Here is a 21,938-nt window from a genome sequence, read left to right as displayed (position 1 = left end):
GCAGAATATTCCCCTGCGGTTGCCCCCCATGAAAAGCCGGCTCTCGGGGCATGGCAGGCTGCATGCCTTGTCAGGGGGCAGTTCAGGGGATTCCCTGTCGTTATGGCGATGCTTGTGTATCAATAAAAACGCTATTTTCATGCATGAAAAATGACAACAAACTGCCCCCTCCGACTCAATACCTCCCTGGCCGCTGCGTCAGAAAATGGGGAAAACCTGCGCTGACGCAATAAGACTCTCAACCTGATTGGCCAAAATGGCCCTCCATTACCGGTTTGAAGTGTGAGGCTTGCCAATGGATACCCTGCTTGAGCGTTTTCTGCGTTACGTGACTTTTCATACCCGCTCCGATGCGACCAATCCCGCCTGTCCCAGCAGCGAGGGGCAACTGATCTTTGCCCGGGCCCTGCGAGATGAAATGGAGCAGATGGGGCTGACCCGGGTCACCCTGGATGAGCACGGCTACCTGACCGCCTGCCTGCCGGGCAACCAGTCTGATGCCCCTGCCATCGGCCTCATCGCCCACATGGACACAGCCGATTACGCCGCCGAGCAGGTGGTGCCCCAGATCATCGAAAGCTATCAGGGAGGCGATATTTGCCTGGGCAAGGGGGACGAGGTACTGGCCATTCGCCAATACCGCTGCCTGAAAAACTACCTGGGGCAGGATCTCATCACCACCGACGGTTCTACCCTGCTGGGGGCCGATGACAAGGCCGGGATCGCCGAGATCCTCACCGCCATCGACTATCTGCTGGCCCACCCCGAGATCCCCCGCGGCGATCTCTGGGTCGGTCTCACCCCGGATGAAGAGATAGGCCGTGGCGCCGACCTCTTCCCCCTGGACAGATTCCCGGCTAAATGGGCTTATACCGTCGATGGTGGCGAGCTGGGGGAGCTCGAATACGAGAACTTCAACGCCGCCAGCGCCACTGTGCGCATCACGGGCAACAATGTTCACCCCGGCACCGCCAAGGGCTGCATGTTCAACAGCCAGACCCTGGCCGCCCGCTTTCATGCAGCCATGCCCCCCGAGCAGACCCCGGAGTGTACTGACGGTTACGAGGGCTTCTTCCACCTGGCCCAGATGAGCGGCACAGTTGAGGAAAGCACCCTGCACTACATCATCCGCGACTTTGATGATGACGCCTTCGCCGCCCGCAAGGCCCAGCTCAAGGAGCGGGTCGCCTCCCTGCAGCTGGATGCCCCCAAGGCCCGCATCGAGCTCACCCTGACCGACAGCTATCGCAACATGCGCAGCCAGATAGAGCCGCACATGCACATAGTCGAGCTGGCCAGGGCTGCCATGCTGGCGGCCGACGTGGTGCCGAAGATCAAACCCATCCGTGGCGGCACAGATGGGGCCCGCCTCTCCTTTATGGGGCTGCCCTGCCCCAACCTCTTTACCGGCGGTCACAACTTCCACGGCAAGCACGAGTTCATCCCGCTGCAATCCATGGAAAAAGCGGTCGCCACCCTGGTGGCGCTGGTGCGGCTGACCTCAGCCTGGCGGGGATAACCCGGGTTCGTGCGGGGCGAGACAATGGGCTCGCCCCGCCATCACACGGTCATTTCGTGGCCAGCAAAGAGAGGGAACAGGAGATGCGTACACCAGAGTAACAAGCAGCCCCTGCCACAAAATTGTCATACCGCAGACACACAGCGGGAACAGAGGCGGCACATGCTGGGGCAAAGGATCACCGGAGCCCAGCCCCATGTTCAGCGTCGATACCCTGCTACGACAGCACCTCCCCCATCTCTCGAACAACCCAGTGCTGCGCCCCCTGCTTGGCCAGGGCCTGCGCTGGTTGCTGCACGAGAAGGCCTTCCAGCACTTTGCCAGCAGCTACCCCCATCTGCGCGGCCTCGACTTTGTCGAGCAGGCGCTGCAACAGATCGACTTTGACTACAAGGTGAGCGAGGCGGAGCTGGAGCACATACCCAGCAGCGGCCGGGTCATCATAGTGGCCAACCATCCCATAGGGTCGCTGGACGGGCTGGCGCTGCTGCGCCTGCTCGGCCGCATCCGGCCGGACGTGAAGATAGTCGCCAACCAGCTGCTGGCACAACTCACGGCGCTGCGCCCTCTGCTGCTGCCGGTCGACAACATGCATGGCAAGACGGACAGGCGCGCCATTCTGGCCATGGGCGAGCATCTGGCCAGCGAGGGGGCCCTGGTGATCTTCCCCGCCGGCGAAGTGTCGCGACTCGGCATCAAGGGGGTGAAGGATGGCCCCTGGCAAGGGGGCTTTATCAAGCTGGCCCAACGCACCCGCACCCCGCTGGTGCCCATTCACGTCGGCGGGCGCAATGGCCTGGGGTTCTATCTCGGCGCCTGGCTCAACAACGCCTGGGCGGGGCTCTTGCTGGTCAAGCAACTGTTTCGCCAGCAAGGGGGGCGCATCCCCATCACCATAGGGGCGCGCATTCCCGTCGACAGCTTTCGCGACCTGCCTGCCAAGACGGCGGCGCAACTGGTGCGCAGCCACCTCTATCGTATCGGGAGAGGAAAGAAGGGCAAGCTGGCGACCGAGGCCCCCATTGCCCAGCCGGAGGAGCGCCGTCAGCTCAAGCAGGCCATAGAGGCGTGTGAAGCTCTCGGCCACACCCCCGATGGTCAGGGGATCTACCTCTACCGGCGCCACGAGCTGAGCCATTCGGTGATACTGCGCGAGCTCGGTCGTCTGCGGGAGATCGCCTTTCGCGCCGTGGGGGAAGGCTCGGGCAAACGGCGGGATCTCGATGGCTTCGACGATAACTATCACCACCTGATCCTGTGGGATCCGGCCAGGCTCGAGATCATAGGCGCCTATCGCTTCGCCCCTGTGGCCGAGCTGATGGCGAGCAAGGGGCTGGATGGCCTCTACAGCCACACCCTGTTCGGCTTTGAAGCCAGGCTGCTGCCACGACTTGAGCTGGCCATCGAGCTCGGGCGCAGCTTTATTCAGCCTGCCTACTGGGGCAAACGGGGGCTGGACTACCTCTGGTTCGGCATCGGCGCCTACCTGGCCCGCTATCCCCACTACCGCTACCTGTTCGGACCCGTCTCACTCTCCGGCAGCCTGCCGCCAGCGGCCAAGGATCTGCTGGTGAGCTTCTATCGCCAGCACTTTGCCCCCGAGCTGGCGCTGGCGCCCTCCCGTCGCCCCTATCCCGAGACGCTGCCGCTATTTGAGGGGCAGGATTACGGGACGGATCTCAAGGCGCTCAAGGCCCGGCTCGACAACCTGGGTTGCGCCATCCCCACCCTCTACAAGCAGTATTCCGAGCTGTGCGAACCGGGGGGTGTGCAGTTTATGGACTTTGGCATAGACCCCGATTTCAACCACTGCATCGATGGCCTGGTGTGGGTGGACGTGAGTCGCATCAAACCCCACAAGCGGGCCCGCTATATCGGCAGCCAGCAGATTGGCGACCAGCCCGATGGCCCCCATCTGGATGAACAAGGCAGGACACCCGCCGCCACAGCGGCGCGCGCCTGAGCATACGTCACAGACAGTGACGGGCAGACAACAAACAGGGAGGCCGCCGCCTCCCTGTTTGTATCCGAATCGCTCATATCCACATTGTTAAATGCGAACCCCGGCCATCACTCACCGGCGGGCTTGCGATCCGAGTGACCCAGATCCCGCTGTGGGGCGATAATGTCGCGCACCCGCTGCTTGATCTCTTTCGCCTCGGGAAAACCCTCGTCGGCCACCCTGTCCCACACCAGCACACCATTCACCAGAATGCGAAATTCCCCCTTGCTGGCAGGCACCAGCGCCACCTCGCCAAGATCGCTGTCAAATGTGGATAGCAGCTCCTGGGCCAGCCAGGCAGCGCGCAGCATCCAGCGACAGAGGGTGCAGTAACGAATTTCGATACGGGGCTTGCTGATGGGGCTCTGTACGTCGGTCATTGAATCACTCCATAAAAATCGGCCAGCGGATGATAAACCAATAACAGCCCGCCATGCCTTGCTCAAAAAGCAGATGCGCGACCTGCCTCGCTTATTGGCTGACCCCGTGAAAATCGGCCAACCAGTGGCGGGCTATGATGCGCATGGTCGATTGCGGCAGATCGAACAAGCCGGGGGCCATGGATTGCTGCGCCAGTTGGCGCACCCCTTCGATGATCTCCGCCAGCACCAGATAGACATATTCGCCGATGACGGCGCCATGGACGAAGTTGACCGCCTCCCCCCGATTGAGCAAAAAAATCTGACTGCCATCCGGGCGCGTCAGCGCCAGCACATGGGGGCACACCTCCTGGCTTGGCCAGGGCAACTGGGAGAGACAAAATGCAAACTCGTCATCCGCCGAGGTGACCGACGCCAGCATGGTGCCGGGGCGCAACCGCTGCAAATCGGCCAGGTCCAGCGAGCCGTTGCCGGTGGAGCAGATCACCAGCTCGGCCCGGCTGAGGGCCTCTTCTTTTCCCACCAGCTTAAAGCCGTGGGAGAGCGCCTCCACCTGGCGCAGCACATCTGTCTCCACCAGCTCCAGGTGCAAATTGCGGCACCTGAGCTCGCGGGCAATGCTGCGTCCCACCTTGCCATAGCCAAACAGGGCAGCCTGGCAGACGTTGAAGGTACGGTTGAGGGTACGGACCAGCGACTCGGCGGAATAGACAACGCTCAGGCCAATCTGGATATCCTCGGCCTGCTTGAGGGGACTGCGCGCCACCGAAATGACAGGGGTGGCCAGCACCTCCTGCTCGTAGCGCTGATGACCATTTTCGGTCATCTCCACCACACCGAGAAAACGGGGACCGAAATACTCGCTCAGGGTCGCCTGGGTCTTGGCAAAGTAGCCACCTATATCCAGTATGATGAGCCGCTCGTGGGGGGCGACCAAGGGGGCGATATGATCGATCACCCCCTGCGGCGCATTGGTCCACTGCCGGTTCAGTGGCAGCACGGGATAGTGCTGCTGGGCCCAGGTCAGGGTCGGTCCGTGTACTGACTTGGGTTTGGGCAGGATGGCGCCGATACGCCCGATTTGCGCGAGGGCCTGGATAAACTGGGGGCGATCGGGAAGCAGATGGGTAACCAGCAGGATGCAGAGACCGTCGAGACGTCCCTGCTCGGTGAAATGGCGAAAAAACAGATGCTCAGATCCTTGACTGCGCAACTGTGGCCTCCTTAGCGCGCCGCAAACATGCAGGCAAACAAAACCCGGCATGACCGGGTTCTGTGTGTGTCCAGATAATTGAAAATCCTTTTTATCTGAAACCACCAAGTGGCTCAATCTTTATCTGTACAGACTATGACGAGGTCGGCAACTTTAGCGTTAATAGCCTGTTTTTTATGCTAAAAATCAGTAGAGAGAGGCCTCGGGCCACACCTTCCACAGACTCAACCCCGTGCCCGCCCCCGCCAACAGGATCAGCACAAGCCAGCGCTGTAGCCAAGGTTTGTTGCGCAGGGTCCACTCCAGCAGGGGCAGCAGCCAGACCGGCAGCAAGACAGTGAGCGGTACTTCCACATACTGCCAGGCAAGCATCTGCATAAAGGCGAGCGCCAGGGCCAGGGCCGCAGGGGTGGCGGTCACACCCGCAAACACAGCGATCAGGGCACGGAAACCGGCAAAGGCAGCGAGCGCCCCGGCCAGCTGGGCAATCAGCAGACTGCCATCAATACCGATCACCAGCGCCAGCCAGATAAAGCCAAGGGCAAAGCCCAGCCCTTCCCGGCTGTCACCACGCAGATCAGTCCAGCCAACCCAGACGATGGCAGGCAGCAGCGCCAGCCAGATCCGCGGTTCACTGGTCAGCACAGAGGCGAGCCCCTGCCACCACACCAGGACACCGAGCCCCGCGAACAGCAACAACGCGGCCCGCTTGTCTGCCAGTTGCGCAGCAATCGCCGGCACCAGCAAGGCCAGTGGCAGCCACTGCCACGCCTTGACCGGCACGCCATAGACTCCACCCAGCAAGCAGCCCACCAGCCAGAGCGCCAGGGCGCCCCACAGATACCCGAGGCGTGGCCAGCGCCATGACAGCAAAGCGGCCCCCAAAGGGGCCGCCAGGGTTTGTAGCAAGAGTGCTGCGCCCATTACTTGCGCACACCTTCGACGAACAGATTGATGCTCATCTCGTCCGGGATACCCGGCAACATGTAGTTCACGCCAAAGTCGCTGCGCTTGATGGTGGTAGAGGCGTTGAAGCCGCTGCGATAGCCGCCCCAGGGATCCTTGCCTTCACCAATCTTGACCAGGTCAAACGCCACTTCCTTGGCAACGCCGTGCAGGGTCAGGGTGCCTTTCAATACGCCCTTCTCCTTGGTCCCTTCATACGCTGTGCTGACGAAGGTCATCTTGGGGTACTGCTTCACGTCCAGAAAATCGGGGCTGCGCAGGTGTTTGTCGCGGGCTTCATGGTTGGAGTCCACGCTGGCGGCGTCGATCTCGAAGCTCGCCTTGGCCGCTGCCGGGTTGGCATCGTCCATGCTGAAGGTGCCGCTGAAGGTGTTGAAACGGCCTACCAGCTCGGAGAAGCCGAGGTGCCCCACCTTGAACTGGACTGTGGTGTGAGCCGCATCGACGTCGTAATCGGCCGCCATCAGGGGAGCCGCCATAAACAGGCAGGAGGCCAGCAGGGCCTGAGTCATTTTCATCCGTTCGTTCCTTCATATTGGGGGTTCACAACAACAACCAAGATGCTAACCTCCATATCGGAATAGATAATCAGCGATTTATTAAAATAATTATCAACTGAGAGTGAAAGATGGACCAGATAGCCGCCATGCGCACCTTCATCAAGGTGGTGGAATGTCAGAGTTTTACCAAGGCCGCCAACCAGCTCGGCATCTCGGTCGCCATGACCTCCAAGCTGATGCAGCAACTGGAGGAGTCCCTCTCCACCCGCTTGCTGTCGCGCACCACCCGTCAGGTCAACCCCACTGAGGCGGGACAGTTTTACTACCAGCGCTCCCAGGCCCTGCTGGCAGAGCTGGAAGAGACCCACAGCCAGCTCACCCGCAACAACCAGCAGCCCCAGGGCACCCTCAAGCTGTCCGTGCCGATGGACTTTGGCTACCTGCATCTCTCCCCTGCCCTGCCGCTGTTTCGTGAACGCTTCCCGGATCTGAAACTGGAAATAGAGTACAGCGACCGGCGGGTGGCCCTGGTGGAAGAGGGGTTCGATCTGGCGCTGCGCATCGGCAACCTGCCGGACTCCTCTCTGGTCGCCAAGCCGCTGGCCATGATGAAGCTGGAGGTGTGTGCCAGCCCCACCTATCTGGCCCGCAGGGGCACCCCGAACAGCCCCGAGGATCTCAAGCAGCACGACTGCCTCATCTATACCCTGACCCAGCCGGACTGGGTCTTCAAGCAGGGAGGAGAACAGCTGAGCGTGCGCCCGCAGGGGCCACTTCGGGCCAACAATGGCGTAGCCCTGACCCGGGCCGCCTGCGATCATCAGGGCATTATCTTGCAGCCCACCTTCATCGTCGGGGATGCGCTGCGTTCAGGGGAGCTGGTCCCCTTGCTGCCGGAGTGGGAGAAGGGGCAGGTGGGGCTTTATGCCCTCTACCCCCATCGCAGATTCGTCTCCGGCAAGGTGCGCTGCTTTATCGAGTTCGTGCAGGAGCGCTACCTGGCGCCGCACTACTGGGATCGCAAAGCGTGAGCCAGTGCCGGGATTTATGATGCAGAGGAGTCGGACTGTGGGGATGCTGGTGCGGCGGGCAACGGCAGCTCGGCCACCAGCAGTTGATCGGTCTGCGTTATTTGCCAGCGCGGCAGACGGCGCTGCAAGGTGGCGAGCAGCTCCTCGCCGAGGGTATAGGGCAGCGTGATGTGCAGGCAGTGGCAATCGAGCATGCCAGCCAGCTGCAACATCAGAATGAGGTTGGCCTCATCCGTCTTGTGCTTGTTGATGCGCTTGCCAAGCTCATGGCGAAAGTGGGTCTCGGGATCCTGGGTCATCGCCTGCCAGCCATAGCCAAACAGCGGCATGAAGGTGCTGATCACGCCAAGAGCAGTCAGCGGCCGCTTGGGAGGATGGTAGAGCGCATTGAGATCCAGCTGTATGGGTGTTAGATGCAGCTCACGACTGCCGGACAAAATGTTATTACTCATTGGATAACCCTGTTGATTCCACTAGACTGCGCCGCATATTTGACCTGACATGCCAACGAGGTGCTGATGCTAAGCGATATCGAGATCTCCCGCCAGTCCCCCCGTCTCTCCATCCAGGCCCTGGCTTCGCGCCTGGGCATCCCGGCCCATCTGCTCAGCCCTCACGGCCACTACAAGGGCAAGCTCAGTCTCGAACTGCTCAAGCAAGCCGCCAGCAAGCCCGGCAAAAAAGCGGGCAAGCTGGTGCTGGTGAGCGCCATCACGCCAACGCCCCTTGGTGAGGGCAAGACGGTCACCACTCTGGGTCTCTCCATGGGGCTCAACCACATAGGCCAGCCCAGCATGGCCACCATACGCCAGCCGAGCCTAGGTCCCGTATTCGGGGTCAAGGGGGGCGCCGCCGGGGGTGGTCACGCCCAGGTGGTGCCAATGGAGGAGATGAACCTGCACCTGACCGGTGACTTCCACGCCCTCACCGCCGCCCACAACCTGGCGGCCGCCGCGCTGGATGCCCGCCTGTTCCATGAGACCAAACTCGGCAGTCAGTTCACCGCCAGGACCGGGCTGGCAAGACTCGATATCGATCCCGCCAACATCCTCTGGCCGCGCACCCTCGACATGAACGATCGCGCCCTGCGCCACCTCACCATAGGCCAGGGCTGCCCGGCCGATGGGGTGGAGCGCACGGATCGTTTCGTCATCACGGCGGCTTCCGAGCTGATGGCCATTCTGGCGCTGGCAAGCGATCTGAAAGACTTGCGCGCTCGCATCGGCCGCATCCAGCTGGCCCTCGACAGCCAGGGCCAACCCATCACGGCCGAGCAACTGGAAGTCGCCGGCGCCATGACGGTGCTGCTCAAAGACGCGCTGCAACCGACCCTGATGCAGACCACGGAGCAGACCCCTGTGCTGGTGCACGCCGGCCCCTTTGCCAACATAGCCCACGGCAACTCCTCTGTGATCGCCGACCGCATGGCGCTGCAACTGACCGACTATGTGGTGACAGAGGCCGGCTTTGGCTCCGACATGGGGCTGGAGAAGTTCTTCAACATCAAGAGCCGCCAGTCCGGCATCACACCAGCCTGCGTGGTACTGGTGGCAACGGTACGCGGCCTCAAGGCCAACAGCGGCCTGCTCGATATCCGTCCCGGTCAACCGCTGCCCAAGAGCCTCCTGGGGGAAGACCTGCCCACCCTTGAGAAAGGCTGCGCCAACCTCGCCTGGCACATCCACAACGCCCGCCGTTATGGACTGCCCGTTGTGGTGGCGGTTAACCGCTTCCCCACCGACAGCCAGGCCGAGCTGGATCTGCTGATGCGCGAGGCGCGCCAAGCCGGTGCCTGTGGTGCAGCCATCTCGACCGCCTTTGTAGAGGGCGGTGCGGGCGCCAGTGAACTGGCCAGGGCCGTGGTCGCTGCCTGCGAGATGCCAAGCCAGATCCAGCTGCTCTATCCCGATGAGATGAGCTTGTGTGCCAAGCTCGCCACCCTGGTGGAGTGCGGCTATGGCGGCCGTGGTGTCATCCTCTCTGACAAAGCACGCCGCCAGCTGGCTGCGCTCTCGGCCGCAGGCTGGGATCACCTGCCCATCTGCGTGGCCAAGACGCCGCTCTCCATCAGCCACGATCCCGCCAAAAAGGGAGTGCCGACTGATTTCGAGGTGCCCATCGACGAGGTGAAGCTGTGCGCCGGTGCCGGTTTCGTCTATGCGCTGGCGGGCCCCATCATGACAATGCCGGGGCTCGGCAGCCTGCCGGCCTATCGCCATATCGACATCGATGATGACGGCGAGATAGTCGGACTGAGCTGATGGTTGATGGCAGTGTCAGCAGTTGCAGGCCAAGCCACAGCCTCGGCAGCCTGCCACCAATTATCGCCATATCGACATCGACGAAGGCGGCGAGATAGTCGGACTGAGCTGACGCTCTCCATGCTCAAGATCGCCAGAAACAACAAGGCCCCGCCAATTTGGCGGGGCCTTGTTTTATAACAGCGGTCACCCGTTAAGTGACGGGTTTGCCCCTAGAGGGTGAAGCGCTGGGTCATATGATGCAGCGAGGTGGCCAGCTTGCTCAGTTCGACGCAGGCCTGGGCAGTCTGCTGCGCCCCCTGGGCGTTCTCGTCGGCGGCATTGTGGATGTTGACTATGCTGCGGTTGAGCTCCTCGGTCACCGCATTCTGCTCCTCGGTGGCGGTGGCGATCAGGGTGTTCATGTCGGTGATCTGGGTGACGGCCCCATTGATGGTATCTATGCTGCTGCCCGCATCCCGCGCCAACCCGACGCTCGCCTGCATCTGCTGACGGCTCAGCTGCATGGCGCTGCCCGCCTCGGCGGCGCGGCTCTGCAGCAGCTCTATCATCTTGCTGATCTCGGCAGTGGAGTCCTGGGTACGCTGCGCCAGGGAGCGTACTTCGTCCGCCACCACCGCAAAACCACGACCCTGCTCACCCGCGCGGGCGGCCTCGATGGCGGCGTTGAGCGCCAGCAGGTTGGTCTGGCCGGCGATGTCGCGAATAACGTCCAGCACCATGCTGATGTTGGCGCTGTCGGTCTCCAGCTGCTGCACCACGACTCCCGCCTGTTCAATCTTGACCGACACATCCTCGATGCTGCTGATGGCGCTGCGCACCACCTGGTTGCCCTGGGCCGAGGTATGGGAAGCATCCTTGGCCGCACTCATGGCATCCGTGGTATTGCGGGCCACTTCGTTGACCGTGGACTGCATCTCGTTCATGGCGGTAGCCACTTGGGAAACCTCGCTCTGCTGGCGAGCCATGCCGGTAGCGGACTGTTCGGAAATGGCACTCACCTCCTCCACGGCGCTGCTGAGCTGGCTCACGGAGCCGGCGATTTCGCTCACCAGATTGGCCAGCGCGTTTTGCATCCGGTTGAGCGCCGAGCCCAGTTGACCCAGCTCGTCGCGGTTGAAGCGGTTGTCCTGGATCCACTCCTGCAACTCTCCCTTGCCCAGATCGCCGTTGGCAATGCGCTGAGCCTGACGGGCCAGCATGATGAGCGGGTCCCGGATCTGACGGGTCAGCACCACAGAGAGGCCGACCACCAGCACCAGACCGACCAGCAGCGATACTGTGACGCTCAACTTGGCGGAGTCATAAGCGGCCACCACCACCTTGCGCGACGCCTTGGCATAGCCATGGTTGATGCGAATGAGGTCACTGACCGACTTGGTCAGGTTGAGGTAGAGCGGGATCCCCTCGCTCATGAAGACCTGCTGGGCAGCCGCCAGCTGATCGCTATCCTGCAACTGTTTCACCCTCTGGTGCAGCGCCGCGTAGCGGGCCCAGTCAGCCTTGACGGTATCGAAAGTGCGGCGCTCTTCCACATCTTCCGCCCAGATGGTGGCGTCATGCTCGACCAGTTGCTGGGCGACCTGTTCAAACCTGCGGCTGGTTTCGCTGCGATACTCCGCTTTTTTCTGCGGATCCGAAGCCACCAGGAAGAATCCCAGCTCATAGCGGCGCAGCTCGCTGATGCTCTCGCCGATGGCACTGGTGCGGTTGACGGCGGGCAAAATGCTGTCGGTGAAACCGATGGCGGCCCGGTTCATGTTGCTGAACTCAAGCAGCGAGAAGCCGCCAATAAAGGCCACCATCAGGCCGAGCACGGCAAAGCCGGCGGTGAGCTTCTTGCCTATGGTCATGGTACTGGTATTCATGGCATGTCCTGGATATGAGTGAACAGATAGCGCCCGTTTGATCCGCGCCTGTCGGCACGGACCTGTGACTGCCATCCATGGCGGCTCATCCAGCCCTGATGAATATGTATCCTTACATGAGCGAGGCGAGAACCTTTCAAGGGTGCGGGGTGCCTGCCTGACAAGCCCGTTCAGGCCCGCGGGGAGGCATGGCGGCGGCCAACATAACCACAGATGCCCGCCCCTTGTGGCTCAGCATGGGCCCAAAAGAGAGCCAAAGTGGGCCATACCGAGGTATATCGACCGCACTGGTCAATCCCTTAAGGAAATTTGTGGATGAAACAGGAGAGATGGCCGACGGGCCCCATGAACTGAAGAGGGAGAGAAGAAGGGAGAAAGGAGGCATACCACCATGGCGCCATGCCTCCTGACAGATCAGCCCTTCAAGCCGCCCAGAAACTCGGCGCGGGTATCGGGTTGGGTCTTGAACACACCACCGAGGGAGGTGGTGGTGGTGTAGGAGGTGGAATCCATCACACCCCGTGCCTTCACGCAGAAGTGGGTCGCCTTGATGCTGATGGCCACATCCTTGGTGCCAAGCAGGGTCTGCAACGCCAGCAGGATCTGCTGGGTGAGGCGCTCCTGCACCTGGGGACGGCGGGCGAAGAACTGCACTATGCGGTTGATCTTCGACAGCCCGATCACCTTGCCACGGGGGATATAGGCCACATGGGCCAGCCCGTCGATAGTGACGAAGTGGTGTTCGCAGGTGCTGGTGAGGCTGATGTCCCGCACCATGATCATCTCGTCCACCTTCATCTTGTTCTCGATCACAGTCACCTTGGGAAAGGTGGTGTAATCGAGACCGGAGAAGATCTCGTTCACGTACATCTTGGCGATACGGTGCGGCGTCTCCGCCAGACTGTCATCGGTCAGATCCAGCCCCAGCGTCTCCATGATGGCGCGCATGTGGCCTTCGATCTTCTCCTTCTTCTGCTGACCATTCAACGCATTGGCCACCAGAGGTGTCTCGAGGCCCTCGGCCTCGAGGGCTGCCCTGACCAACAGGGCTTCCCGGCTTAAGCTCGTCATCTTGTTCCTCTCCCACGCTCAGGGACTGTAATGGCCACCTTGTCTGTGGCGGCACTTTGTTGTGGCGCAATAGTAAACGGCGATTATTGCCATAATTCAAGCTAACTCAAGTCCGTCTCCTGACTTTATGCCAATCCGTCGGGTTTTACCCCTTGATGACCCACCCCATACGGGGAGGATTGCGACAAACAATCTCTATTCCGCCGCCATTCCATCACCACCCTGTGTCAGGCAACCTGGTGCCAGCCCTTGATAAGCCTGCCCATCCACACTGATTTTTGGGATAATCTGCCCTCAACCACACCAAAGAGGTAATGACGATGGGATTTGATACCAGCGGACTACTCCCCCTGAGCGATGCCCTGCAAGGGATGCTGGACCAACTCGCCTGCTGCTGCGACACAGAGCAAGTGCCCCTGCCCCACGCCCTTGGCCGCGTGATCGCTGGCGATATCGCCTCCCCTCTGTCAGTGCCTCCCTTCGACAATGCGGCCATGGACGGTTACGCAGTGCGGCTGGCGGATCTGGCTGGCGGCACTCCGCTCACCATGGCAGGCAAGGCGTTTGCCGGTCAGCCCTATCAGGGGGAGTGGCCCGCCGGTCACTGTGTGCGGATCATGACCGGTGCTCCGATACCTGTGGGCACAGATGCTGTGGTGATGCAGGAAGAAACGCAGGCCGACGGCAACCAGATCACCTTTCTGGTGCCGCCCACCCCGGGCCAGAATATTCGCCGCCGCGGGGAAGACATTCGCGAGGGGGCCAGCGTACTGAGTGCGGGTTGCCGCCTCACCCCGCGAGAACTGCCACTGCTGGCCTCCTTGGGCATCGCCACAGTGCCGGTGCGCCGCCCGCTAAAAGTCGCCATTTTCAGCACGGGTGACGAGCTCAAGCCGGTCGGTACCCCGCTCGCCCACGGCGACATCTATGACTCCAACCGCTACGGGGTCAAGGCCATGCTGGCGCGCCTTGGCTGTGAGTGCCTCGACCTTGGCATCATACCGGACGACCCTGCTGCCCTTCGCGCCGCCTTCCTGCGGGTCGACAGCGAGGCCGATGCCCTCATCACCACGGGTGGCGTGTCGGTCGGTGAAGCAGACTTCACCAAGCAGCTGCTTGAGGAGCTCGGCGAGATCGGCTTCTGGAAACTGGCCATCAAGCCGGGCAAACCATTCGCCTTCGGCCGCCTGCCCCGCGCCTGGTTCTTTGGCCTGCCGGGCAATCCTGTCTCTGCCATGGTCACTTTCGATCAGCTGGTGCAACCGGCACTGGCCAAGCTGGCCGGCCAGCAATTCGAGCGTCCGCTGCAACTGCGGGCCATCGCTGCCGAGCCCCTCAAGAAAGCCCCGGGTCGGCTCGATTTTCAGCGCGGCATTCTGAGCCAGGGGCCAGACGGCCTGGAAGTGCGCAGCACAGGCTCCCAGGATTCCGCCGTGTTCAGTTCATTGTCCCACGCCAACTGCTACATAGTGCTGGAGCGTGAGCGGGGCAAGGTGGCTGCAGGGGAAACCGTCACCGTCGAGCCGTTCGGGAGCTTGCTGTTGTGAGCGACATTCTCTCTGACGCAGAACTCTTGCGCTACAACCGCCAGATAGTGCTCAAATCCTTCGACTTCGAGGGGCAGGAGGCGCTCAAACAGGCCAGCGTGCTGGTCATTGGCGCGGGGGGCCTGGGCTGCGCCGCCAGCCAGTATCTGGCGGTGGCCGGGGTCGGCCAGCTCACGCTGGTGGATTTTGACAAGGTGGAACTCTCCAACCTGCAACGCCAGGTGCTGCACACGGATGCGCGCATTGGCCAGCTCAAGGTGGCGTCAGCGGCAGAGGCGCTGCGCGCCCTCACTCCCTGGCTCAAAGTGGAGACTCACGCCGCGGTTGCCGACGAGGCACTGCTCGATGCTCTGTTGCCCCGGCACCAGCTGGTATTGGATTGCACCGACAACCTGGCCATCCGCAATCTGCTCAACCAATACGCGCGCAAACACGGGGTACCGTTGGTGAGTGGTGCCGCCATCCGGCTCGAAGGGCAGCTGTGCAGCTTTACCTGGCAGGAGGATGAACCCTGTTACGCCTGCCTTAGCGCCCTGTTTGGCGAGCAGGCGCTGACCTGCGTCGAAGCGGGGGTGCTCGCCCCCGTGGTCGGACTGGTCGGCAGCCTGCAAGCGCTGGAGGCCATCAAGCTGCTGGCGGGGATGGGCCGCAGTTACAGCGGCCGCCTCCTGATGATCGACGGGCTCACTGGCACCTTCCGCGAGATGAAGCTGCCAAAACGCCCCGACTGCCCGGTCTGCTCTCACCCTTGAACCCGGTTGATATCCACAAAAAAGCCGAACCTGCTGGTTCGGCTTTTTGCTGTCTGGCAGGATCTGTTCAATGGGTCGAGAGGATCCGCTGCAGCAGGTGATTGAACCCTGAAGGATCTTCTGCCGGCCAGGCATGGTGGCCATTGGGGGTATGAATACTGGCGTTGGGCAGGGCGGCGAACTGCTCCACCCGTTTGGCAAGCGGCAGGTAGTCGTGACTGGTGGAGATGATGGCCACCGGCTGCCAGATGCTGCCAAGCCGTGCGCGTACCGACCAGCCGGGCAGCGCATCGAGCAGCGCCCGATAGGTCTTCTTTTTGTTGCTGCGCACGAAGCGCAGCCGAAAGGTGTGGCGCACCTGGGCGAGATCGGGCCCCGGGAAGAGCTCGCGACCCAGCCACCAGGCGAGGGGGCGCATGCCAAACCAGCGCAGCCACTTGAGGCGCTGGGCGTAACGCTCCTGCTCCTTGGGGGTCTCCAGCAAAAACTCGCTAAAGCCGTTGACCAGCACCAGACCTCGCACCTTGTGCGGCAGTTGCAAGGCCAGCTCCAGCGCCACCATGGCCCCCAGCGACAATCCCACCACCCAGGCGGGCTCAGGCTGTTCATCAAGCCAGTTCACCACATCGGCCGCCAGGGTCGCCACGTCGAACGGTCCCTCCTGCATGCTCTGGCCGTGGCCGCGCAAGTCCAGCGCCACCACCCGGTAGTGTTCGGAAAAACGCTCTATCTGCGCCTGCCAGTCGAGGCTGGAAAAGCCAAGCCCGTGCAACAGCAACAGCAAGGGACCCTCCCCCGCACTGCGCAGGGCAAGACCGTTGGATTTCATTACCTGATTGCGACGCATCAGTTCATCGCCTCTCGACTCATTGCCTGAACCATGCCCTGTTTATCCCGATAGTCACCAGCCAGCTTGCGGGCATATCCTCTGCGCTAGCCGGGTATGCCGCCCCACAATGTATCAGATCACCACCCATTCAACCTTCACTGACCAGACTGACCGCCTTGATATAGGCGTATATCTGCTGCTCCGGCGCCAGCGCCAGACGGGTGGCGGAGCGACTGGTGATCCGGGCCAGCAGTATCTGCTCACCCAGCGCCAACTGCAACAGGGTCTGGCCGGGGCGCACCTCGCGCACCGCCATCAAACGGGTGGTGAGACAGTTGGAGAGACTGGAGTGCTCGATAGGCGCCGTGGCGATCACCACATCCCGCCCCGCCACTTTGATCTGCAAGGGGCCACTCTCGTCCGGCACATGGGTCATGGTGACCCGCAATGTCTGCTCGCCGAGATGCAGGGTCGCCATCTGCTCGTCGTCATCGTAGTGGGCCAGGGTAGCATCCAGCATCACACCGGCATCGTCGCGACTGGCGAGCGACAGATCCGTGCGGGCGAAGATCTCGCTCGGCCTGCCTTGCGCTTCCACCCTGCCACCTTCCAGCAGCACCAGCTGATCGCAGAGCAGGCTCACCTCCTCCATGGCGTGGCTGACGAAGATCATGGGGATGCCGCTTTCCTGCTGCAAGCCTTTGAGCACGTGGGCCTGATGGATGCGGCTGCGGCTGTCCAGCGCCGAGAAGGGCTCATCAAGCAGCAGCAAATCGGGCTCGGCCAGCAGCGCCCGCCCCAGCGCCACCCGCTGACGCTGGCCGCCGGAGAGACCATGGGCAGGCTGCCCCAGCAGATCGGCAAAACCGAGCCGCGCCGCCAGCGCTTCGGGCTGCCAGCGCCCTCGCCCCTTGCGGGCCGCCAGTTGCAGATTGCCGAGCACCGTCAGATGGGGAAAGAGCCGCGAATCCTGAAACACCAGTCCGATCCGGCGCGCTTCGGGCAGCAGTTCAGCGCACTCCCGATCGCCCCACCACAAGCGATCCCCTGTTTGGCGATCGAGCCCAGCCATGATGCGCAGCAGTGTGCTCTTGCCGCAGCCGGAGGGGCCAAACAGACCGAGAATGCCCCCCAGCTCCAGGGTCAGTGCGCAATCGAGGGTAAAGGGGCCAAACTCGCGCCGGGCATCAAATTGCAAGGGATGGCGGTGCAGAGCGTTGCTCTGCGACATAGTGGCTGGCTGGCTCATCCGAACAATCTCCGCTGCCGGCGCTGTAATACGCCATAGACCAGCACCAGCATCACCAGCGAGAAGCCCATCAGGCCGCCCGCCAGATAGTGGGCGTGTCGGTAATCCATCGCCTCCACGTGATCAAACAGGGCGATGGAGAGCACCTGGGTCTCCCCAGGGATATTGCCGCCAATCATCAGCACCACGCCAAACTCCCCAAGGGTATGAGCAAAGCCGAGGGCCGCCGCCATCACGAAGCTGGGCAGGGTCATCGGCAAGATGATGTGGAAGAAGCGCTCGACCGGCCCCAGCCCCAGGGTGGCGGCAGCTTCCAGCTCCTTGTTGCCCATGTTGACGAAGGCGGAGGTGAGCGGCTGCACCACGAACGGCAGCGAATAGAGGATGGAGGCGAACAGCAGGCCGAGAAAACTGAAGGCAAGCGGGGCGCCGAAGGTGTCACGCCACCAGGCACCAAAGCCATATTCAGGGGAGAAGGCGAGCAACAGATAAAACCCCAGCACAGTGGGGGGCAGTACCAGCGGCAAGGCCACCAAGGCCTCCACCAGCGGCCGCAATCTGTGCTGGCTGCGGGACAACCACCAGGCCAGCGGCGGCGACAGCAGCAATAATATGCCCGTGGTACAGGCTGCCAGCTTGAGGGTGAGCCAGATCGCCAGCAGATCCCCTTCACTCATCGGACTCACTCCCAGCGCCTGGTTCAGCACCAAACACTGCAAATGAGCTGATCTCCCAGTAGACCTGATCCAGAGTCAGGCAACTCATTGCCAGCCAACCTCTACTCATCGTCCCGCTCCCGGTTGAATGCAGCCAACGGCATGGTGTCCATCCTCATTGCAAAGAGTGGCCGACCCGAAGGCCGACCACTCAGGGTATCGCATCAGGTCTACGCCCTTATTGGGGCAGGGCATAGCCCGCGGCCTTGATCTGCACCTGACCCGGGCCCTTGAGCCAGGCCACCAGCGCCTCCACCGCGGCCCCTTTCTTCAATACCAGCCCCTGCTGCTCGATGGCGGGATAGAAGTTGGCAGGCACAGCCCAGGCTTCGCCGGTTTTACCGGCGTCCACCAGATTGGCCCAGGCCACGAAGCCCAGTTCGGCATTGCCGGTATCGACAAACTGCCAGGTCTGGCCGATGTTGGCACCGGTCAGCAGCCGGTACTGCTTGGGATCGATCTTGAGATGGGTGAGGGTCGCCATGGCGGCGGCACCATAGGGTGCGGTGCGGGCATTGGCGATGGCAAGGTTGCCTTTCCAGCTGCGCAGGGTCGCCTCGTCAGGAGCCGGGCCCCCTTTCTTCCACAGCCCCAGCTGACCGATGGCGTAGGTGAAGCGATCGCTCCCCTTGCCCTCTTTTTCCAGCTTCTCGGGAGTCGCCACATCGGCGGAGAGGAAGAGATCGAACGGCGCGCCGTGACTGATCTGGGTGTAGAGCACTCCGGTGGCGGCAGACGAGATGGCCAGAGTGTGGCCGGTCTTGGCCGTGAACGCCTTGCCGATACGCTCCATGGTGCCCTTGAAGTTGGCAGCCACGGCCACCTTCACTTCATCGGCCTGCACGGCACCGGTATGCAAGGTAGCAGCGCAGACCCCTGCGATGACAACAGATAACAGCGGTTTCATTCCCTTTCTCCTGATGGGGGCCCGAACATCCGCGCCCCTAAGCGGGGCCGTGGTTCCCGTTGAACCTGCGCCCCTCGTGATGAACAGGTCAGGCTTGCCAGCGGGCGGCGGCGGCGTTGTCGCTATCCTTGGCCTCGACCCAGCGTTGTACACCCTCGGCGGTCAGCTCTTTTTTCCAGAACGGCGCCCGAGTTTTCAAGAAATCCATGATGAAGTGGCAGGCGTCAAAGGCGGCGTCACGGTGGGCACTGCTCACCGCCACCAGCACTATCTGATCGCCAAGCCACAGCTCGCCGATGCGGTGGATCAGGGTGCACTCATGCAACGGCCAGCGCTCGCGGGCCTCATGCACGATATCGGCCAACGCCTTCTCTGTCATGCCTGGGTAGTGCTCGAGTGCCAGCCCCTTCACCTCCTCCCCATGATTGAAGTCGCGCACCTTGCCAACGAAGGTGACGATGGCGCCACTGTCGGCGCGGGTGGCGAGACAGGCATACTCGTCGGCCAGCGAAAAGTCCTCCCGCTGCACCAGAATGCGATCTATGGGTATCGTGGTTGCTTGAGACATGGCTCAGCCTCCGGTCGTTACTGGAAGGAGAGGGAAGAAAGCCACTTCGTCACCACCGCACAGCTCAGTGGTGCGATCCACGGTCATTATCTCGCGCATCCTTAACCTCCGGTCGTTACTGGAAGGAGAGGGAAGAAGGCCACTTCGTCGCCACCGCACAGCTCAGTGGTGCGATCCACGGTCATTATCTCGCGCATCCTTAACCTCCGGTCGTTACTGGAAGGAGAGGGAAGAAGGCCACTTCGTCGCCACCGCACAGCTCAGTGGTGCGATCCACGGTCATTATCTCGCGCATCCTTAACCTCCGGTCGTTACTGGAAGGAGAGGGAAGAAGGCCACTTCGTCGCCACCGCACAGCTCAGTGGTGCGATCCACGGTCATTATCTCGCGCATCCTTAACCTCCGGTCACTGGGGGGAAGAAGGCCACTTCATCGCCATCATTGATGGGGGTATCGAGGGGCACCAGGGTCTGGTTGACCGCGACCAGCAATTTGCCAGCCTCCAGCGCCAGTGCCCACTTGTCGCCGCGCTCGCTTAAGCTGTTGCGCAGCGCTTCAGCGGTGGCGTAGTCACAGGGCAGGCTCAGTTCGTCACAGGCCACCAGCTCTCTTACTTGCGCAAAAAACAGTACCTTGATCATGCGTTATCTCCTGCATTCGATCCCAACTGAAAGTGGCCGGACTTGCCGCCCTTTTTCTCCACCAGTCGAACCTGTTCGATCACCATGTCCTTTTGCACCGCCTTGCACATGTCATAGATGGTCAGCGCTGCAACCGATGCGGCCGTCAGCGCCTCCATCTCCACCCCTGTCTTGCCGGAGAGTTTGCAGAGGGTGCGGATATGAACCCTGTTTTGCTCAGGTAACGGCACTATCTCCACCTCGACCCTGGTCAATGCCAGCGGATGGCAGAGCGGGATAAGATCCGAGGTCTTCTTGGCCGCCATGATGCCGGCGATGCGGGCGGTAGCGAACACGTCACCCTTGTGGTGCTGACCGCTCAGGATCAGGGCCAGGGTGTCAGATGCCATGGCGACGAAGGCCTCGGCGCGGGCCTCACGTTCGGTGACCTGCTTGTCGGTCACGTCCACCATGTGGGCTTCGCCGCTTTGGTTGAGATGGGTCAGGTTCATCACGCTCCCCTTTAAGGCTGACATAGTGTTGGGATCAATGACTCGCGACTCAGAGATGGGCCACGAAGTTGCAGGGCTGGGTACGGGCATCGAGCTGATCCCGGATAAGCTGCTCCCAGCCGAGCTGGCAAGCACCGGGAGAACCGGGCAGGCAGCAGACCAGAGTACGGTTGGCGAGCCCGGCCAGGGCACGGCTCTGCATGGCCGACCCTTCGATTTCGGCAAACGAGAGCTGGCGGAACAACTCGCCAAAGCCCTTGACGGTGCGATCGAACAGTACGCCGACCGCCTCCGGCACCCAGTTCTGATCGGTAAAACCCGTGCCGCCATTGATCAGCACCACCTGTATGGTTTCATCGGCAATCCACTGGCTGACCCGGGAACGAACCTGATAAAGGTTGTCGGCGAGCAGGGCACGATCGGCCAACTGGTGACCTGCTTCTGTCACGGCCGACACCAGATAATCACCCGAACTGTCATTGGCACTGGTACGACTGTCGGAGACCGTCAACACGGCGATCTTGAGAGGAATGAATGCGCTGTTTTTCTGTCCCATGGGCAGCTCCTGATAGCAAAAGACCGTGAGAAAAGAGAAGAAGAGAGTGGTCAGGATCCCGGCTTGCGGTACCTGCTCTCGGGATGGCCAGTGCCTGCTCGGGCACAACCTTGACCACCCGCTCACTCCCTGCGACTCACGGCGGCCCGATTCTACCAAAACTCGCGCAAGAGGGGGGATTTAAAGGAGGCACAAATACCGTTTCAAGCTGGCTGGCGGGAATATGAACAGACCGGACAACCCCGGTCTGTTCAAGATGGCTTAAAAGCCCTTGACCCCCGTCATGTCAGGCAATTGGTGAGCTATGCCCTTGTGACAGTCGATGCAGGTGTTCTCGCCACTGGCCAGACTGGTGGAGTGCATCTGGGCACCCCGCTTGCCTTGCAAAGAGAAGTCCATGTACTCGAAGTTATGACAATTGCGGCACTCCCTCGAGTCTGTATCCTTCATGCGTTGCCACTCCCGCTCGGCCATTTCGCGCCGGTGCGACTCGAACTTCTCGCGAGTATCCACCTTGCCAGTCAACATGCCCCACAGCTCTTTCGAGGCCTGTACCTTGCGAATGATCTTGTAGGTCCACTCGTGAGGCACGTGGCAATCCGGGCAACTGGCCCGCACACCGGAACGGTTGGCATAGTGAATGGTGTCGCGGTACTCCACGAACACGTTGTCTTTCATCTCGTGGCAACCGACACAGAATTTCTCGGTATTGGAAGCTTCCATGGCAGTATTGAAGCCACCCCAGAAGATGACGCCACCGAAAAAGCCCATCAGCAGCAGCACCCAGAGTGCTGCCTTTGACGGTGACTTGAACGTGGTCCACAGACGCTGGATAAAGCCGGGTAATTTCATCTATGGGTTCCTCAGTTCA

The 21,938-nt window shown here is 61.7% G+C and carries 22 protein-coding genes; 6 read left to right on the top strand and 16 right to left on the bottom strand.

Annotated features, from left to right (window positions below; genetic code table 11):
- Positions 1-295 precede the first annotated feature (295 nt).
- Together pepT and AACX78_RS09245 are read left to right on the top strand one after the other, a co-directional pair.
- Complete coding sequence (gene pepT, locus AACX78_RS09250; protein WP_159166011.1) at positions 296-1,519, top strand: peptidase T; 1,224 nt, start codon at positions 296-298, stop codon at positions 1,517-1,519.
- A gap of 196 nt (positions 1,520-1,715) precedes the next feature.
- Positions 1,716-3,482: a lysophospholipid acyltransferase family protein gene (locus AACX78_RS09245; RefSeq protein ID WP_159166010.1), complete on the top strand. Its 1,767-nt coding sequence runs from the start codon at positions 1,716-1,718 to the stop codon at positions 3,480-3,482.
- Between the two features lie 107 nt (positions 3,483-3,589).
- Here AACX78_RS09245 and AACX78_RS09240 read toward each other — a convergent pair whose 3' ends face one another.
- From AACX78_RS09240 to AACX78_RS09225, 4 genes are all read right to left on the bottom strand, one after another.
- Positions 3,590-3,901, bottom strand: a complete 312-nt coding sequence (locus AACX78_RS09240) for a SelT/SelW/SelH family protein (RefSeq protein ID WP_005309953.1) — start codon at positions 3,899-3,901, stop codon at positions 3,590-3,592.
- Positions 3,902-3,992: 91 nt separating this feature from the next.
- Positions 3,993-5,114, bottom strand: a complete 1,122-nt coding sequence (locus AACX78_RS09235; RefSeq protein ID WP_159166009.1) for an adenosylhomocysteinase — start codon at positions 5,112-5,114, stop codon at positions 3,993-3,995.
- 186 nt (positions 5,115-5,300) lie between these two features.
- Positions 5,301-6,038 carry a hypothetical protein gene (locus AACX78_RS09230; protein ID WP_159166008.1) on the bottom strand — a complete coding sequence of 246 codons (738 nt, stop codon included), beginning with the start codon at positions 6,036-6,038 and terminating at the stop codon, positions 5,301-5,303.
- Positions 6,038-6,598: a YceI family protein gene (locus AACX78_RS09225; RefSeq protein ID WP_058395707.1), complete on the bottom strand. Its 561-nt coding sequence runs from the start codon at positions 6,596-6,598 to the stop codon at positions 6,038-6,040. Before AACX78_RS09225 ends, AACX78_RS09230 begins: the two co-directional genes overlap by 1 nt.
- 110 nt (positions 6,599-6,708) lie before the next feature.
- Here AACX78_RS09225 and AACX78_RS09220 point away from each other — a divergent pair, with 110 nt between their 5' ends.
- Entirely contained in the window at positions 6,709-7,611 is a 903-nt protein-coding gene (locus AACX78_RS09220) for a LysR family transcriptional regulator (protein ID WP_005309942.1), read from the top strand.
- 14 nt (positions 7,612-7,625) lie between these two features.
- Here AACX78_RS09220 and AACX78_RS09215 read toward each other — a convergent pair whose 3' ends face one another.
- Positions 7,626-8,063 carry a hypothetical protein gene (locus AACX78_RS09215; RefSeq protein WP_159166007.1) on the bottom strand — a complete coding sequence of 146 codons (438 nt, stop codon included), beginning with the start codon at positions 8,061-8,063 and terminating at the stop codon, positions 7,626-7,628.
- Between the two features lie 66 nt (positions 8,064-8,129).
- On the opposite strand from AACX78_RS09215, the gene AACX78_RS09210 reads away from it, so the two are divergent.
- Positions 8,130-9,872, top strand: coding sequence for a formate--tetrahydrofolate ligase (locus AACX78_RS09210; protein ID WP_159166006.1), 1,743 nt, complete (start codon positions 8,130-8,132; stop codon positions 9,870-9,872).
- A 212-nt stretch (positions 9,873-10,084) separates the two neighbouring features.
- On the opposite strand, the gene AACX78_RS09205 is transcribed toward AACX78_RS09210, so the two are convergent.
- A complete protein-coding gene (locus tag AACX78_RS09205) occupies positions 10,085-11,740 on the bottom strand; it encodes a methyl-accepting chemotaxis protein (RefSeq protein WP_111588613.1) in 1,656 nt (551 codons plus the stop codon).
- 414 nt (positions 11,741-12,154) lie between these two features.
- A complete protein-coding gene (gene folE / locus AACX78_RS09200; protein ID WP_159166004.1) occupies positions 12,155-12,811 on the bottom strand; it encodes a GTP cyclohydrolase I FolE in 657 nt (218 codons plus the stop codon).
- 320 nt (positions 12,812-13,131) lie between these two features.
- Between folE and moeA the strand changes: the two genes are divergently transcribed.
- Complete coding sequence (moeA, locus tag AACX78_RS09195; protein WP_159166003.1) at positions 13,132-14,358, top strand: molybdopterin molybdotransferase MoeA; 1,227 nt, start codon at positions 13,132-13,134, stop codon at positions 14,356-14,358.
- Positions 14,355-15,110: a molybdopterin-synthase adenylyltransferase MoeB gene (moeB, locus tag AACX78_RS09190; RefSeq protein ID WP_159166002.1), complete on the top strand. Its 756-nt coding sequence runs from the start codon at positions 14,355-14,357 to the stop codon at positions 15,108-15,110. Before moeA ends, moeB begins: the two co-directional genes overlap by 4 nt.
- Before the next feature lie 67 nt (positions 15,111-15,177).
- On the opposite strand, the gene AACX78_RS09185 is transcribed toward moeB, so the two are convergent.
- The 9 genes from AACX78_RS09185 to AACX78_RS09145 form a co-directional block, all read right to left on the bottom strand.
- On the bottom strand, positions 15,178-15,957 hold the full coding sequence (locus tag AACX78_RS09185) for an alpha/beta fold hydrolase (protein WP_201302820.1): 780 nt from the start codon (positions 15,955-15,957) through the stop codon (positions 15,178-15,180).
- Positions 15,958-16,087: 130 nt separating this feature from the next.
- On the bottom strand, positions 16,088-17,188 hold the full coding sequence (gene modC / locus AACX78_RS09180) for a molybdenum ABC transporter ATP-binding protein (protein WP_236556308.1): 1,101 nt from the start codon (positions 17,186-17,188) through the stop codon (positions 16,088-16,090).
- Positions 17,185-17,865, bottom strand: coding sequence for a molybdate ABC transporter permease subunit (gene modB / locus AACX78_RS09175; RefSeq protein ID WP_096118583.1), 681 nt, complete (start codon positions 17,863-17,865; stop codon positions 17,185-17,187). Before modB ends, modC begins: the two co-directional genes overlap by 4 nt.
- Positions 17,866-18,082: 217 nt before the next feature.
- Entirely contained in the window at positions 18,083-18,811 is a 729-nt protein-coding gene (gene modA, locus AACX78_RS09170) for a molybdate ABC transporter substrate-binding protein (RefSeq protein WP_159166001.1), read from the bottom strand.
- An 88-nt stretch (positions 18,812-18,899) separates the two neighbouring features.
- Positions 18,900-19,379 carry a molybdopterin synthase catalytic subunit MoaE gene (gene moaE, locus AACX78_RS09165; protein ID WP_159166000.1) on the bottom strand — a complete coding sequence of 160 codons (480 nt, stop codon included), beginning with the start codon at positions 19,377-19,379 and terminating at the stop codon, positions 18,900-18,902.
- A gap of 395 nt (positions 19,380-19,774) precedes the next feature.
- Complete coding sequence (gene moaD, locus AACX78_RS09160; protein ID WP_159165999.1) at positions 19,775-20,020, bottom strand: molybdopterin synthase sulfur carrier subunit; 246 nt, start codon at positions 20,018-20,020, stop codon at positions 19,775-19,777.
- On the bottom strand, positions 20,017-20,511 hold the full coding sequence (moaC, locus tag AACX78_RS09155) for a cyclic pyranopterin monophosphate synthase MoaC (protein ID WP_059113847.1): 495 nt from the start codon (positions 20,509-20,511) through the stop codon (positions 20,017-20,019). The genes moaD and moaC overlap by 4 nt, the downstream gene beginning before the upstream one ends.
- A gap of 49 nt (positions 20,512-20,560) precedes the next feature.
- The gene (gene moaB / locus AACX78_RS09150) at positions 20,561-21,067 is read right to left on the bottom strand and encodes a molybdenum cofactor biosynthesis protein B (RefSeq protein WP_159165998.1); all 507 of its coding nucleotides are present in this window, start codon (positions 21,065-21,067) and stop codon (positions 20,561-20,563) included.
- Between the two features lie 261 nt (positions 21,068-21,328).
- Positions 21,329-21,919: a cytochrome c3 family protein gene (locus AACX78_RS09145; protein ID WP_005309887.1), complete on the bottom strand. Its 591-nt coding sequence runs from the start codon at positions 21,917-21,919 to the stop codon at positions 21,329-21,331.
- Positions 21,920-21,938 lie beyond the last annotated feature (19 nt).

Source organism: Aeromonas sp. 9A (assembly GCF_963900955.1).
Lineage (GTDB): Bacteria > Pseudomonadota > Gammaproteobacteria > Enterobacterales > Aeromonadaceae > Aeromonas > Aeromonas salmonicida.
The sequence above is the reverse complement of the archived record's forward strand: the minus strand, read 5'-3'. Positions and strand labels throughout refer to the sequence as shown.